This is a genomic window from Variovorax sp. ISS6, from assembly GCF_056523145.1.
Genome location: NZ_JAWRZC010000001.1, coordinates 4,318,294 through 4,331,901 on the forward strand (window position 1 = coordinate 4,318,294; position 13,608 = coordinate 4,331,901).

Consider the following 13,608-nt stretch of genomic DNA (forward strand, 5'->3'; position numbering starts at 1 on the left):
CCGCGCCCGCGTGGCCGATGATCGCGGCATGGACCGACCCACCCCCGACCCGATCGCCGAGCTCATCCCCTGGATCGAGGCGCGGCTCGACGACGCGCTCACGCTCGATCGCATCGCGCAGCAGGCGGGACTGTCGCCGTATCACTTCTCGCGGCTCTTCACCGCGCGCATGGGCCGCAGCGTGATGGCCTATGTGCGTGGCCGCCGGCTGGTGCGTGGCGCGCGCCGGCTCTGCGACGAGCCGGAGCTCCAGCTCGTCGAGCTCGCGCTCGATTGCGGTTTCGAGTCGCAGGAAGCATTCACCCGCGCGTTCAAGCGCATCTTCGGCGTCTCGCCCGGGCGCTTTCGCGCCGGCTTCGCCCTCACACCCATCGAAGGCCAATATCCCATGAACCTGCCCGCCAGCACCTCCACCGCCGTGACCCGCTTGCCAGACCTCGTCCGGCTCGAGGCCTTCAGCATCGCCGGCCCGGCCCGGCGTTTCGACCAGGAGAGCCGTTCCGAGATTCCGCAGCTGTGGTCCGCGCTGATCGGCGCCTTGCCGTTCGAGGGCCAGGTGCCGAGCTGGGCCACCTACGGCGCGGTCTGGGGCGTCGACCGGGAGGAGGGCAGCTTCGACTACATGGCGGGCGTGGGCATCGTGCCCGGCAGTGCGCTGCCCGCGGGTTTCAGCGAGAAGCGCATACCGGCCGCGACCTATGCGGTGTTCCGCATCACGCTCGACGGATCGGCGCTGCACCCGCAGGTGAAGAACGCGATGGCGACCATCTGGGGTCAACTGATCCCGGCCTCGGGACTCAAGCTGGCCGACAGCCCGGACTTCGAGCTCTACGACGGCAAGTTCGAACCCACGCGGCCCGGCGCGGTGATCGACTTCCACGTGCCGGTCGAGGGCTGATAGCCTCCGGCTCCCGACCTTCGCCACCGAGCACCGCATGTCCGACCTGTCCTTCAGTCCCGCCGCCGAACGCAACAAGCAACCGATCCTCGAGCGGCTGCTCGGCATCCTCGGCCGGGAGGGCGCCGCGCTCGAGATCGCCTCGGGCACCGGACAGCATGCCGAGTGGTTCGCGACCGCCTTGCCCGGCTGGCGCTGGCAGACCAGCGATGCCGATGCGCGCGCGCTTCCCGCGCTCGCACGCCGCGTCGAACAGTCCGGCCTGCCCGGCCTCGGGAAGCCCGTGCTGCTCGATGTGCTCGACGCCTCCTGGCCTTCGCAGGGCACGGCCTTCGCACAGGATTTCGATGCGATCTACTGCGCGAACATGCTGCACATCTCGCCGTGGCCCACCTGTGCCGCGCTGATGCAGGGGGCGGCGCGGCATCTGCGCCCGGGTGGCGTGCTGCTCACCTACGGGCCGTATTTCGAGGAGGGCGTGGCGCCCGCGCCGAGCAACCTTGCCTTCGACCAGAGCCTGCGCGAGCGCGATCCGGCCTGGGGCATCCGCTCGTTGACGCAGGTCGAAGCGCAGGCGCGCGAAGCGGGGCTGCGCCTGCACGCGCGGCACGAGATGCCCGCGAACAACCTGCTGCTGGTGTTCGGGCGCTGACAAAAGCCAGCGGGATCGCGTTCGCGTCGCTCAGGCGCCGAAGCCGGAGCCCGCCGCTTCGCCATCGATCTGCGCCACCAGTCCCCGCAGCCAGGCGCGATGCGCCGCGAAGCTCGTCAGGCCCTCCTCGGCGGCTTCGCGCGACGCGAGGTGGCGCTCGAGGAAGCGGAAGCCCACGCATTCGGCCGCCGCTCGCAATGTCTCGACGGCGAGGTCGCATTCGTAGAGGAAGTCGAAGCGGCTGACCCAGAAGCCTTGCTCGCTCCGGGCCAGCACCTCGAAGGCGCCGGGGTGCTCGATGCTGAACTCGATGAACGCCAGGCCATCGTGCTGGTGCCAGACGGCCGCGACCCTGCTGTCGCGCTCCCACAGCGGCACCAGCGGCGGACCCTCGGGCACCGCGGCGCCGCGATCGACGTAGAAGGGCGGCCCGAGGCAGCAGCCCCTGAAGGCCTCGTGCAGGCATTCGCCCGCCGCGAGCCGCTGCATCGGCTCGGACACGCCGAGTTCGCGCAAAGCCGCCATCCGCCGATCCCGTGCCACCACCGTCATCCGTTCTCTCCTGCTGCGCGTCCGAGCATAGCGAGCGCGAGAGCGCGGTCAGAATGCAGCTTCCATCCACCCGCCCCACGAAGCCGATGACCACCCGCGCCGCCTTCCTCAAGCTGCTGACCCGCAAGCTCCATTCCGTGCTCATGGCCGAAGGCTTCGAGGGTTCGGGCCAGACCTTGCGGCGCATCGAGGGTCCGGTGATCCACGTCTTCAACGTGCAGGGCGCGAGCGGCGGCAAGCAGTGCTACCTCAACCTCGGCGCGCACCTCGACTTCCTGCCGACCGAGGGCGGCGGCCAGGTCGCGCCGGCGGAGATCGACGAGTCGCATTGCGTGTTCCGCGATCGCCTCGACCCGCCCGCCGGCGAGGCCCATGGCTGGGCCTATGGTCGCTCGATGGAGGAGGCCGAGGAAACGGTCGAATTCATCGTGAGCGAATGGGCCGGACCCGGGCGCGCGTTCTTCGCGAGGCACGGCGACTATCCGCAAGGCTTCGCGCGAATGCTGCGCGAGACCGACCCCGCGCAGATCCATGCGCGCACGGCGCTGCACCTCGCGCGGATCGCGCTGCACCTGGGCGAGCATTCGATCGCCCGGACGCTGGTCGACACGGGCCTGGCGAAGGCGCCCGAGCGCGCCACCAGCCTGAAGGCGGATCTCGAGCGAGTGCTCGGAAACTGAGCTCAGCGCGTCGCGCCGCGGCGCGACTGGATCTGGTTGCTGCCGCCCACGTGGCCTTCGCGGTCGTTGCGGCTTTCGGTGGTGCGGCGCGGCTCGTTGCGCGAGGTCGGGGCCTGGTGGCCGGCCTTGTTGTGCTGCGGTCCGTGGTTGCCGTCGCGCAGCAGGTCGCGGCTGTCGACATCGTTCGACGGGGTGGTGTGGGTGTTGGGCATGGGTTTCTCCAGTGGCTGTGCGCTCCGTTCTCCGCGTGCACCGTTGGCGCGCCTGTCGGACCAGGCCTCGGCCCGGCGTCGGTGGCGCGGGCCGCCGCTCCTACAGGCCCGGAGCCTTCCTGCCGACGGGAAGGGGCGCGCCCGCCATCTAAGTTCTGGGCCCATCCACCGGAACACGCCCGCACGAAGATCCATGACGGAAGACCTCAGCAGCGACACCCTCGAGCGGCTCCGGCTGCCCGCCGATCCCGCCGCTGCGCTGAGCCGTCTGGTCGAAGCCGGCGCCGACCGCGTGCCCTGGCCGGCCCAGGGCCGCACGCTGATGCGCTGGCGCGCGCTCGCCGAGGTCGCGGCGCACGATCTCTCGCTGGCCAAGCTCTACGAAGGCCATACCGATGCGCTCGCGATCCTCGCGGAGCTGCACGGTCCCGCGCTGCCGTCCGGCTCGCGCTGGGGCACCTGGTGCGCCGAGCCGCCCGAAGCGCGCGTCGCCATGCGGCCCGAGGAGGGCTGCCCGGGCGCCGTGCGCCTCGACGGACGCAAGGCCTGGTGCTCGGGCGCGGCCGGCCTCACGCATGCGATCGTCAGCGTGCACGACGAGGCGGATCGAGCCTGCCTCGCGGCCGTGTCGCTGCGGCAGCCGGGCGTGCGCGTGTCGGACGAAGGCTGGGAGGCCGTCGGCATGGCGGCGAGCGCGAGCGTGGACGTGCATTTCGAGCACGCGCTCGCGGTGCCGGTCGGCAGGCCCGGCGACTACACGAGCCGCCCGGGCTTCTGGCAGGGCGGTGCCGGCATCGCGGCCTGCTGGTGGGGTGGCGCGGTCGGCATCGCGCGCCAGGTGCTCGCATTCGCGGCGCGGGGCGGCAAGCCCGATGCGCACCGGCTCGCGCACCTCGGCGGCATCGATGCCGCGCTGGCCGGTGCCGCCGCGGTGCTGCGCGAGGCCGCGCACTGGATCGACACCCATCCGGCCGACGACGCGCGACGCGTGGCGCTGAACGCGCGGTTGGTGGCCGAGCAGGCGGCCGAGACGGTGCTGCGCCACGCGGGCCGCGCGCTCGGCGCCGCGCCGCTGTGCCGCGACGCGCGTTTCGCGCGCGCGATGGCCGACCTGCCGGTGTACCTGCGCCAAAGCCATGCCGAGCGCGACCTCGCCGCGCTGGGACAGATCGCAGTCGACGAAAGGAGCGCCACATGGGTGCTGTGATGGACGACGTGCCCGACGATGCCGCCCAGCGCGCGATCCGCGGCGACGGCACCACCGAGGACGAATGGAACGACTGGCCCGGGCTGGCCCGGCTGCCCGCCATCGACAGCGGGCAACTGGTGCCCGAGGGCGCCCGCGCGGTGGTGGTGGCGCCGCACCCCGACGACGAGGTGCTCGCGGTCGGCGGCCTGCTGGCGCAGCTCGCGGACCAGGGCCGCGAGGTGGCGGTGATCGCCGTGACCGATGGCACCGCGAGCCACCATGGCTCGGCCGTCTGGCCGCCCGAGCGGCTGGCCCGCACCCGCCCGCGCGAGAGCCTGCGCGCGCTCGAGCGGCTGGGCCTGGCGATCGAGCCGGCGCGGCTCGGGCTGCCCGATGGCGGCTTGCGCGCGCTGCGAGCCACGCTGGCGGCGCAACTGGTGTCGCTGCTGCGCCCGCGCGACATGGTCTTCACGACCTGGCGCCGCGACGGCCATCCCGACCACGAGGCGACGGGCCAGGCCTGCGCGCTGGCGGCCGCGAGCGCGGGCGCGCGGCTGGTCGAGGTGCCGGTCTGGGGCTGGCATTGGGCACGGCCCGCGGATGCGCGCATGCCCTGGCGGCACGCCCGGCGGCTGCTGCTCGACCCGGAGGCGCTGCGGCGCAAGCGCGAGGCGGTGCGCGCCTTCACCAGCCAGCTGCGGCGCGACCCCTCGACCGGCGCGCCGCCGGTGCTGCGCGCCACCACGCTGGCGCGCGCGCAGCGGCCCTACGAGGTGGTGTTCCTGTGAGTTCCGCGGCGCAGCACGGCTACTTCGAGTCGCTCTATGCGGCCAGCGAGGATCCCTATGCGGTGCGCACGCGCTGGTACGAGGCGCGCAAGCGCGCGCTGCTGCTCGCGGCCTTGCCGCGGGCGCGCTACCGCCATGCGTTCGAGCCCGGCTGCGGCGTCGGCGAACTCACGATCGCCTTGGCCCCGCGCTGCGATCGGTTGCTGGCAAGCGATTTCGCGGCCGAGGCGGTGGCGATCGCGCGGCGGCGGACGGCCGCGTTCGGCCATGTGGAGGTGCGGCGGCAGGCCTTGCCCGACGACTGGCCGCTCGCGCCGGAGGGCGGCCGCTTCGACCTGATCGTGCTCAGCGAGCTCGGCTACTTCCTCGACCGCCGCGCGATGGAGCGCGTGGCCGCCTGCTGCGAGCGCACGCTGGACACCGACGGCACGCTGGCGGCCTGCGACTGGCGTCCCGACTTCGCGCAGCGCCGCCTGCCCACCGCCGAGGTGCAGGGCATCCTGGCCGCGCTGGGCCTGGCGCGGCTCGCGCGGCACGAGGAGGATGACTTCGTGCTGCAGGTGTGGACGCGCGATGCGCGCTCGGTCGCCCAACGCGAGGGCATCCGGTGATCGGCCTCGTGATCCCGGCCCACGACGAGGGCGAGCGCCTCGGCGCCACCTTGCGCGCGGCGCGCCGGGCCGCGGCGCATCCGGCGCTGGCGGGCGAGGCGGTTCGCATCGTGGTGGTGCTCGACAGCTGCATCGACGACAGCGCGCGGGTGGTGGCGCGGCACGGCGTGCGGCAGCTTTCGCTGGACGCGCGCAACGTGGGCATCGCGCGCGCGGCCGGTGCCGCCGATTGCCTCGAGGCCGGCGCGCGCTGGCTGGCCTTCACCGATGCCGACACGCGTGTCGCGCCCGACTGGCTCGCGATGCAGCTGGCCGAGGCGGGCGAGGGTGCCGACGCGGTCTGCGGCACGGTGGGCGTGCACGACTGGAAGCTGCACGGACGCGGCGCCGCGCGGCTGCGCGAACGCTTCGCGCGCGACTACATGGCGCGCGACGGGCATCGCCATGTGCATGGCGCGAACCTCGGTGTCTCGGCCGCCGCCTACCTGCAAGCCGGCGGCTTCGCGCCATTGGCCTGCAGCGAGGATGTGGCGCTGGTCGCGGCGCTCGAGGCCGCGGGCGCGCGCATCGCCTGGAGCGCACGGCCGCGCGTCACGACGAGCGCGCGCACCGACGCCCGCGCGCGGGGAGGCTTCGGCGACACGCTGCTCGCGATGGCGACCGCGCTGGCGGTGCCGGTCGCGGCCGTCGAGGCGGGCTGAAGCCTCGCTCCATCCCGCGCACAAATCGATGCATGCCTGTTGCGCGGCCGACGACGGACGGCGCTGACGCGGGTCGCTAGGCTTTTCTTACCCGGGGTGCGGGCGCCGCGCGCAGCATGGTCCGCATCTTCCATTCACACCACACAGGAGCGATGACCATGCCAAGAGGCGACAAGTCGTCCTACACGGACAAGCAGAAACGCAAGGCCGAGCACATCGAAGACGGCTACGAGAAACGCGGCGTCGGCAAGGGCGAGGCCGAGCGTCGCGCCTGGGCCACCGTCAATGCAGAGACCGGTGGCGGCAAGAAGAGCGGCTCGGGCCGCGGCCAGACGGAGAACCATGCCCCCTCGCGCAAGGGCGGCCACAAGGGCGGTGCGGCCGCGGCCGCCCGGCCCGCGGCCGCGCGATCAGCCTCGGCGCGCAAGGCCGCTGCCACGCGCAAGCGCAACGAGCAGCGCGGCTGAGCCAGGCCGCCTTCACGCAGATCACGGAGACGACCATGCACATCATCCTCGGAGCCACCGGTCATGTGGGCTCGGCCCTGGCCGAAGCGCTGCTGGCCAAGGGCCAGCCCGTCACCGTCGTCACGCGCCATGCCTCGAAGACCGAGGCGCTGCGCAAGAAGGGCGCCAAGGTCGCGGTGGTCGACGTGTTCGATGTCCCGGCCTTCCAGCGCGTGCTGGCCGGCGGCAAGCGCCTGTTCCTGCTGAACCCGCCCGCGGCGCCCTCGACCGACACCGCGGCCGAGGAACGGCGCAGCCTGCGCAGCATCCTGCGCGCGGTGCAGGGCGCCAACCTCGAGAAGATCGTGGCCGAGTCGGCCTACGGCGCGCAGCCGGGCGAGCGCATCGGCGACCTCGGCGTGCTCCACGAGATGGAGCAGGCGCTCGCGGCCCAGCCCATTCCCGCCGCCGTGATCCGCGCGGCCTACTACATGAGCAACTGGGACCTGTCGCTGCGCACGGCGCAGGAGCAGGGCGTGGTCCACACCATGTATCCGGTCGATTTCGCGCTGCCGATGGTGGCGCCGCGCGACCTGGGGCAGTTCGCGGCGCGGCTGATGGAAGGGCCGGCGAAGGATTCGGGCCCGCACCACGTGGAAGGGCCAGAGCCCTATACCAGCGCGGACGTGGCCGAGGCCTTCGCGCTGGCCCTCGACAAGCCGGTGCGCGCGGTCCAGACCCCGCGCAGCCAGTGGGAGCACGCGTTCAGGGCGATGGGCTTCTCGGACGCGGGCGCGGCCTCGTACGCGGCGATGACGCGCATCACGCTCGAGCGGAAGTACGAGGTCGAGAATCCCGAGCGCGGGCGCGTCCCGCTGCGCGAATACATCGGCGCGCTGGTGCGCAGCCGCTCCGGCTGAGCGGCGCGCACCGCGCGTCTCAACCGCGCGCCAGCGAGTCCGCCACGCGCTGGCGCCGCACGCCGCCCTGGCGTTCGAGCATCCAGCCCGGGTACTCGGCCGGCAGCGCGCTGACCTTGTCGAGCCGCGCGAGTTCGTCGGCATTCAGCTTGATGGCGGTGGCGGCGAGGTTGTCGTCGAGCTGGTCGACGCGCTTGGCCCCGATGATCACGCTGGTCACCACCGGCTGGTGCAGCAGCCAGGACAGCGCGATCTGCGCCACCGAGACCTTGCGCGCCTCGGCCAGTTCGCGCATGACGTCGATGCAGTCGAAGGCGCGTTCCTTGTTCAGCGGCGGGAAGTCGAAGGCAACGCGTCGGCTGCCTTGCTCGGCGTCGCCATCGCGGCTGTACTTGCCGCTGAGGAAGCCGCCGGCCAGCGGGCTCCAGACCATCAGGCCGACCTCCTCGCCGCGCATCATCGGCACCAGTTCGCGCTCGAGGTCGCGGCCCGCGATCGTGTAGTAGGCCTGCAGCGATTCGAAGCGCGCGAGGCCCTTGCGTTCGGCGATGCCGAGCGCCTTGACGATCTGCCAGGCGGCCCAGTTCGACACGCCCACGTAGCGCACGTGGCCCTGGCGCACCAGGGTGTCGAGCGCCTCCACGGTTTCCTCGATCCGCGTGGCGGGGTCGAAGCCGTGGATCTGGTAGAGGTCGATGTGGTCGAGCTGCAGCCGCCGCAGGCTGGCCTTCACGCCGTCCATGATGTGGTAGCGCGAGGCGCCGGCCGAGTTCACGCCCTTGCTGCCGGTTTCGCCGAGCACCTTGGTCGCCACCACCACCTTGTCGCGCGGCACCTTGAGGTTTCGCAGTGCCTGGCCGGTGATGACTTCCGACTGGCCTTCGGAATAGACGTCGGCGGTGTCGATGAAATTGATGCCGGCGTCGAGCGCGCGGCCGACGAGCGCCTCGGCCTCGGATTGCTGGAGATCGCCGATCTGGCCCCAGATGCCCGAAGACCCGCCGAAGGTCATGGTGCCGAGGCAGAGTTCGGAGACGAAGAGGCCGGTGCGGCCGAATTTGCGGTATTGCATCGAAAGAATTCCTTTGCGTTAAAGGCCCGGTGGGCCCCGGAAAAGTATCCGGCCGCGCGCCGCCCCGGGGCCAGCGCGTTCCTGCAAAGGTCTTGCCTAATTCTCCAGACCGGTGCTCGCGGGCGTGCGGGCGCGCCAGGGGAGGTTTAAGCTGCGAGCCGCTTGTTTCTCCACCGTGACAAGGACTCGCCACATGTCCGACGAAACCCCTGACATCCTTTCCGCCATCGGCACGCCGCTGCCGCTCGAACCCGAACTCGACGAAGCCCGCAAGGAGCTGGTGCGCCTGATCAACCTGGTGACCGGCGGCCGCGACGGCTCGATCGACACCGCGGTGCCCGGGCTGTTCGTCTACTGCGTCAGCAAGCCCGACGGCCCCAAGCACGCGATGCAGACGCCGGCGCTGGGCCTGATCGCGCAGGGCTCCAAGCGGATCATGGTGGGCGACGACATCTACGTCTACGACCCGATGCACTACCTGGTCACCTCGGTCGACCTGCCGGTGTGCGGGCAGGTGCGCGTGACCAGCGAGCAGGAGCCCTACCTGGGCCTGCGGCTGGAGCTCGCGGTCGACGAGATCGGCGAGCTGATCCGCAGCGAGCAGCTGCCGGCCAAGGCCAATGCGCCGGCCTCGCGCGGCATGTACGTCAACCGCATCGCGATGCCGGTGCTCGAGCCGGTGCTGCGCCTGTTGCGCCTGCTCGAAACGCCCGAGGACGTGCCGATCATGGCGCCGCTGATCAAGCGCGAGATCATGTACCGGCTGCTGGTGAACGGCGAGGGCGCGCGGCTGCGGCAGATCGCGCTGCAGGACAGCCACACCCAGCGCGTGGCCAAGGCGATCAGCGCGCTGCGCGTGAACTTCGCGCAGTCGCTGAAGGTGGAGGACATGGCGCGCGCGGTGCACATGAGCGTGTCCTCGTTCCATCACCACTTCAAGGCCGTGACCGCGATGAGCCCGCTGCAGTACCAGAAGCAGTTGCGCCTGCAGGAGGCGCGGCGGTTGATGCTGCTGACCGGCGCCGACGTGGCGACGGCCGCGCACAACGTGGGCTACGAGAGCCCCTCGCAGTTCGCGCGCGAGTACGGCCGCATGTTCGGCGCGCCGCCGCTGCGCGACAAGCGCCGCTGGCTCGGCGAGGCGGGCAACGACGCGCTGGGCGCGGCCTCGCGCGAGGCGGCCTGAGCATCCTGCGTGCGCGGCGCGCATGGATGCCGTCCTGCACGCAGTGTCGTCCGCGTCCGGCCTCGTGGCGCCGAGCGCTCGCGACACTGCGTGGCTTCAACGCAGGAGAAACGTCCGATGTCCGAAGAGCTTCAGATCCGCATCCCCCGAGACGATGACCGGATCGACGTGACCGACCTCAAGGAAGTCGACTACTGGACCGAATGGTTCGGCGTGTCGGAAGAACGGCTTCGCACCGCCGTCGCCTCGGCCGGTACCTACAAGGACGACCTGCGCATCTACCTCGGCCTGCCTTGAGGCCCGGCTAGCGAACGGCCACGCTCTCCATGGCCGAATCCCGCATCGCCATCTACGGCGCCATCGGCGCCAACATCGCCATCGCGATCACCAAGTTCGCCGTGGCCGGCATCACCGGCAGCTCGGCGATGCTGTCCGAGGGCATCCATTCGTCGGTCGACACCTTCAATGGCGTGCTGCTGCTGGTCGGCCTGCGCCTGAGCAAGCGCCCGCCGAGCGTGGAGCATCCGTTCGGCCACGGCAAGGAGCTCTATTTCTGGAGCCTGATCGTCGCGGTGCTGATCTTCGGGCTCGGCGGCGGCGTGTCCTTCTATGAAGGCATCGAGCACATCCGGCATCCCGAGCCGCTGGGCGATCCGACCTGGAACTACGTGGTGCTCGCGGCCGCGGCGGTGTTCGAGGGCACGAGCTTCCTGATCGCGCTGCGGCAGTTCCGCGCCCAGGCCGGCGGCACGCCGTTCTGGCAGGCGCTCGACCGCAGCAAGGACCCGACCACCTACACCGTGCTGGCCGAGGACTCGGCCGCGCTGGCCGGCCTCGCGGTGGCGGCGCTGGGCATCTACCTGGGCCACCGCTTCGACATGCCGGTGTTCGACGGCGCGGCCTCGATGGTGATCGGCCTGCTGCTCGCGGGCGTGGCGCTGCTGCTGATCGCCCAGTCGCGCGGCCTGCTGATCGGTGAGGGCGTGCGGCCCGAGACGGCGCGCGCGATCCGCGAGCTGGCGATGGCGCAGCCCAGCGTGGAGGAGGTGGGCCGGGTGCTGTCGATGTACATCGGGCCCGACCAGGTGCTCGCGATCGTCGACGTGAATTTCAAGGACGACACCGACACCGGCGAAGCCGCCGAGGCCATCGCCGCGATCGAACGGCAGGTGCGGGCGCGCTTTCCGATGATCAAGCGGCTGTTCATCGAGGCCAGCGAAGCGCCCGCGGACCTGGCGCCGCGCTCCTGAACGGCGCTGCGCGCGGCAGGACGCACGCTGGTGCGACAGCGTGGTGACAAGCCACTACAGATTTCCGTATCGCCGCGCAACCCCTCGTCATGACGGAAACAATTACTTGCATTTGCTTGTAATCAATGGTTTCATTCTGTTCAGAAATCAGGGAGCAATCTGAGCAGAGAGAAAGGAGCCTCACGTGAGTCATCACGCCTTGACGCTTCGCAACCTGGCACGCCCGGCAATGCTTGCCCTGTGCCTCCTGCCGCCGGCGACCCAGGCCGCCGACGGAACCATCCACTTCACCGGCGCGATCGTCGGAGCACCCTACGAGATGCGTGTCGCCGCGAGGCCCACCGCGTTCGTTCACCGCGTGACGGGCGACGCCACGGAGATCCATTTCCTGCGCCAGCGGATCGATGCGCCGAGCGCCAGCGTGCGCGTCGATGCCCTCGGCGCGCAGCCGCTGGCCATCGCGTTCGTCGATGCGCGAGGTCGGACCACGCCGCTGGCGCAACGGCGCGAGTGGTCGATCGGGCAGGAAGGCGGGGTGTTGTCGGTGGCGGCGCAGGCGGCCGCCATCGCGCTCGTGACCGTGCGCTACGACTGAGCTTTCGGCCGGCACGCCCGGCGTCGAACGAGACCCGGCACGGGGCCGGAAGGGCAGGTGCGTGCCCGCCGGGCCCGCCCATTCAGGCGATGGTCAGGGCGGGCGATTAACGTCGCTCGGTGGCCTCGCGGCTCGCGCGGGCGGCCACCGCGGCATTCACCGCGTTCTCGGTGGCCATGCGCCTGCCGCCGCAGAGGGTGCACTGGTAGTGGCGCAGCCATGGAAGCCAGCGCATCCAGGAGCGACGTGGAATGCGTTCGAGATGGGCAAGCCCGCAGGAACACTTGGAAGACGAAATAGCCATCGGCGTTGGACTTCAAGATTGTTTTGCACCGAGCTTTTTCCCTTGCCGAGGCTCTGAGGCCTGTGTGCAGCTTCGTTACGATTCCCGCAATTATTCTTTGGTAATAGTGCATTTGTATTACAGATTGTCAGAATTCTGCATACTGTAGTTTTCGCGCACATTTACATCGGACCACGGCTTTCCGTCAGATTGGAGCGCTAAGCCGTGACGGCTCCGGGTCGAAGTCCGGCATGTCCCTGCACATCGCACGGAATCTGGCTATCGTGCTTTCCCGAATCGCAAGCAACACCAACACGGAGAAATGCATGCTTTGGGAAAAGAAGGTCGAACAGTGGAGCGCGGCCGTCCGCGCTCGCGCCAATCTGCCCGCGCGGCTGACCTTGTGGGACGGCAAGTCGTACGACTTCGGCGACTTCAGCGGCCCCGCCGTCACCCTGCACGTGAAATCGCCCTCGGCGCTGTCGCTGATGCTCGAGCCCACGTTGGCCAACCTCGGCGAGGCCTACGTGCAGAGCAAGATCGACATCGAGGGCAAGCTCACGGACATCATCGACATCGCCTACGGGCTCGCGAAGAGTTCGCTCGACAACGGCACCGGCGCCGGTGCCAGCGCGCTCAAGAGCATGGCGCGCTACTTCACGCACACCAAGGCGTCGGACAGGAAGTCGATCCAGTACCACTACGACGTCTCGAACGCCTTCTACCAGCTCTGGCTCGACCCGAACATGGTCTATTCGTGCGCCTACTTCGAGAACGGCGACGAGGACCTCGAGACCGCGCAGCTCAAGAAGATCGACCACATCCTCACCAAGATCCAGCTGCAGCCGGGCCAGACGCTGCTCGACATCGGCTGCGGCTGGGGTGCGCTCGTGATCCGCGCGGCACGGAAGTTCGGCGCGCGCTGCGTGGGCGTGACCTTGTCGCAGAACCAGTTCGACCTGGCGACCGAGCGCGTGAAGGCCGCGGGGCTGGCCGACCGCATCGAGATCCGGCTGCAGGACTACCGCGATGTGAGCGGGCAGTTCGACCGCATCACCAGCGTCGGCATGTTCGAGCACGTGGGCCGCAAGAACCTGCCCGAGTATTTCCGGCGCGTGCGCGCGCTGCTGGCCGATGACGGCGTGGTGATGAACCACGGCATCACTTCGTCGGACCCCGAAGGCGGCGGCGTCTCCTACGGGGGTGGCGATTTCATCGACCGCTACGTGTTCCCGAACGGCGAACTGCCGCACATCGGCCTGACCCTGCAATCGATGCAGCAGGGCGGCCTCGAGGCCTTCGACGTGGAGAACCTGCGGCGCCACTACGCGCGCACGCTGCGCCTGTGGAGCGATGCCTACGAGGCACACACCGAGCAGGTGCGCGCGATGGTCGACGAGGAGAAGTTCCGCATCTGGCGCGTGTACCTCGCGGGCTGCGCCTATGCCTTCGAGAACGACGACGTGGCGATCTACCAGATCGTGGGCCGCAAGGCCGGTCGCGCCGCGAAGACGCTGCCCTGGTCGCGGCGCTACATGTACGCCGGCGCGGTCGCGGCCTGAACGCGATGCCT

Annotated in this window: 18 protein-coding genes; 14 read left to right on the forward strand and 4 right to left on the reverse strand. The window is 70.5% G+C overall.

Annotation, left to right across the window (positions count from 1 at the left end):
• Nucleotides 1-28 precede the first annotated feature (28 nt).
• Together AC1HIL_RS20110 and AC1HIL_RS20115 are read left to right on the forward strand one after the other, a co-directional pair.
• A complete protein-coding gene (locus tag AC1HIL_RS20110) occupies nucleotides 29-898 on the forward strand; it encodes an AraC family transcriptional regulator (protein WP_057590220.1) in 870 nt (289 codons plus the stop codon).
• 37 nt (nucleotides 899-935) lie between these two features.
• Complete coding sequence (locus AC1HIL_RS20115) at nucleotides 936-1,550, forward strand: DUF938 domain-containing protein (protein ID WP_296733392.1); 615 nt, start codon at nucleotides 936-938, stop codon at nucleotides 1,548-1,550.
• Nucleotides 1,551-1,580: 30 nt separating this feature from the next.
• Here the strand turns inward: AC1HIL_RS20115 and AC1HIL_RS20120 are convergent, their stop codons facing one another.
• The gene (locus tag AC1HIL_RS20120) at nucleotides 1,581-2,075 is read right to left on the reverse strand and encodes a hypothetical protein (RefSeq protein ID WP_479669851.1); all 495 of its coding nucleotides are present in this window, start codon (nucleotides 2,073-2,075) and stop codon (nucleotides 1,581-1,583) included.
• Between the two features lie 113 nt (nucleotides 2,076-2,188).
• Here AC1HIL_RS20120 and AC1HIL_RS20125 point away from each other — a divergent pair, with 113 nt between their 5' ends.
• Nucleotides 2,189-2,782, forward strand: a complete 594-nt coding sequence (locus tag AC1HIL_RS20125; protein ID WP_479669852.1) for a DUF4304 domain-containing protein — start codon at nucleotides 2,189-2,191, stop codon at nucleotides 2,780-2,782.
• Nucleotides 2,783-2,784: 2 nt separating this feature from the next.
• On the opposite strand, the gene AC1HIL_RS20130 is transcribed toward AC1HIL_RS20125, so the two are convergent.
• Complete coding sequence (locus tag AC1HIL_RS20130; RefSeq protein ID WP_057590224.1) at nucleotides 2,785-2,994, reverse strand: hypothetical protein; 210 nt, start codon at nucleotides 2,992-2,994, stop codon at nucleotides 2,785-2,787.
• A 193-nt stretch (nucleotides 2,995-3,187) separates the two neighbouring features.
• On the opposite strand from AC1HIL_RS20130, the gene AC1HIL_RS20135 reads away from it, so the two are divergent.
• The 6 genes from AC1HIL_RS20135 (at nucleotide 3,188) to AC1HIL_RS20160 (ending at nucleotide 7,649) form a co-directional block, all read left to right on the forward strand.
• A complete protein-coding gene (locus AC1HIL_RS20135; protein ID WP_479669853.1) occupies nucleotides 3,188-4,201 on the forward strand; it encodes an acyl-CoA dehydrogenase in 1,014 nt (337 codons plus the stop codon).
• Entirely contained in the window at nucleotides 4,189-4,971 is a 783-nt protein-coding gene (locus AC1HIL_RS20140; protein ID WP_479669854.1) for a PIG-L deacetylase family protein, read from the forward strand. The genes AC1HIL_RS20135 and AC1HIL_RS20140 overlap by 13 nt, the downstream gene beginning before the upstream one ends.
• Nucleotides 4,968-5,582 (forward strand): class I SAM-dependent methyltransferase, encoded by a 615-nt coding sequence (locus tag AC1HIL_RS20145; protein ID WP_479669855.1) that lies wholly within the window; start codon nucleotides 4,968-4,970, stop codon nucleotides 5,580-5,582. The genes AC1HIL_RS20140 and AC1HIL_RS20145 overlap by 4 nt, the downstream gene beginning before the upstream one ends.
• Nucleotides 5,579-6,283: a glycosyltransferase family 2 protein gene (locus AC1HIL_RS20150; protein WP_479669856.1), complete on the forward strand. Its 705-nt coding sequence runs from the start codon at nucleotides 5,579-5,581 to the stop codon at nucleotides 6,281-6,283. Before AC1HIL_RS20145 ends, AC1HIL_RS20150 begins: the two co-directional genes overlap by 4 nt.
• Nucleotides 6,284-6,441: 158 nt before the next feature.
• Nucleotides 6,442-6,750: a plasmid stabilization protein gene (locus AC1HIL_RS20155; RefSeq protein WP_479669857.1), complete on the forward strand. Its 309-nt coding sequence runs from the start codon at nucleotides 6,442-6,444 to the stop codon at nucleotides 6,748-6,750.
• Nucleotides 6,751-6,785: 35 nt separating this feature from the next.
• Entirely contained in the window at nucleotides 6,786-7,649 is an 864-nt protein-coding gene (locus AC1HIL_RS20160) for an NmrA family NAD(P)-binding protein (protein WP_057590229.1), read from the forward strand.
• 19 nt (nucleotides 7,650-7,668) lie between these two features.
• On the opposite strand, the gene AC1HIL_RS20165 is transcribed toward AC1HIL_RS20160, so the two are convergent.
• Nucleotides 7,669-8,721 carry an aldo/keto reductase gene (locus tag AC1HIL_RS20165; RefSeq protein WP_479669858.1) on the reverse strand — a complete coding sequence of 351 codons (1,053 nt, stop codon included), beginning with the start codon at nucleotides 8,719-8,721 and terminating at the stop codon, nucleotides 7,669-7,671.
• A 193-nt stretch (nucleotides 8,722-8,914) separates the two neighbouring features.
• Here AC1HIL_RS20165 and AC1HIL_RS20170 point away from each other — a divergent pair, with 193 nt between their 5' ends.
• From AC1HIL_RS20170 to AC1HIL_RS20185, 4 genes are all read left to right on the forward strand, one after another.
• On the forward strand, nucleotides 8,915-9,907 hold the full coding sequence (locus AC1HIL_RS20170) for an AraC family transcriptional regulator (protein WP_057590231.1): 993 nt from the start codon (nucleotides 8,915-8,917) through the stop codon (nucleotides 9,905-9,907).
• A gap of 117 nt (nucleotides 9,908-10,024) precedes the next feature.
• A complete protein-coding gene (locus AC1HIL_RS20175) occupies nucleotides 10,025-10,204 on the forward strand; it encodes a DUF3606 domain-containing protein (protein WP_057590232.1) in 180 nt (59 codons plus the stop codon).
• 29 nt (nucleotides 10,205-10,233) lie between these two features.
• On the forward strand, nucleotides 10,234-11,157 hold the full coding sequence (locus tag AC1HIL_RS20180; RefSeq protein WP_057590233.1) for a cation diffusion facilitator family transporter: 924 nt from the start codon (nucleotides 10,234-10,236) through the stop codon (nucleotides 11,155-11,157).
• A 199-nt stretch (nucleotides 11,158-11,356) separates the two neighbouring features.
• Nucleotides 11,357-11,752 carry a hypothetical protein gene (locus AC1HIL_RS20185; RefSeq protein ID WP_479669859.1) on the forward strand — a complete coding sequence of 132 codons (396 nt, stop codon included), beginning with the start codon at nucleotides 11,357-11,359 and terminating at the stop codon, nucleotides 11,750-11,752.
• Nucleotides 11,753-11,858: 106 nt separating this feature from the next.
• Here AC1HIL_RS20185 and AC1HIL_RS20190 read toward each other — a convergent pair whose 3' ends face one another.
• The gene (locus AC1HIL_RS20190; protein ID WP_261205747.1) at nucleotides 11,859-11,987 is read right to left on the reverse strand and encodes a hypothetical protein; all 129 of its coding nucleotides are present in this window, start codon (nucleotides 11,985-11,987) and stop codon (nucleotides 11,859-11,861) included.
• A 374-nt stretch (nucleotides 11,988-12,361) separates the two neighbouring features.
• Here AC1HIL_RS20190 and AC1HIL_RS20195 point away from each other — a divergent pair, with 374 nt between their 5' ends.
• Entirely contained in the window at nucleotides 12,362-13,597 is a 1,236-nt protein-coding gene (locus AC1HIL_RS20195) for a class I SAM-dependent methyltransferase (RefSeq protein WP_479669860.1), read from the forward strand.
• Nucleotides 13,598-13,608 lie beyond the last annotated feature (11 nt).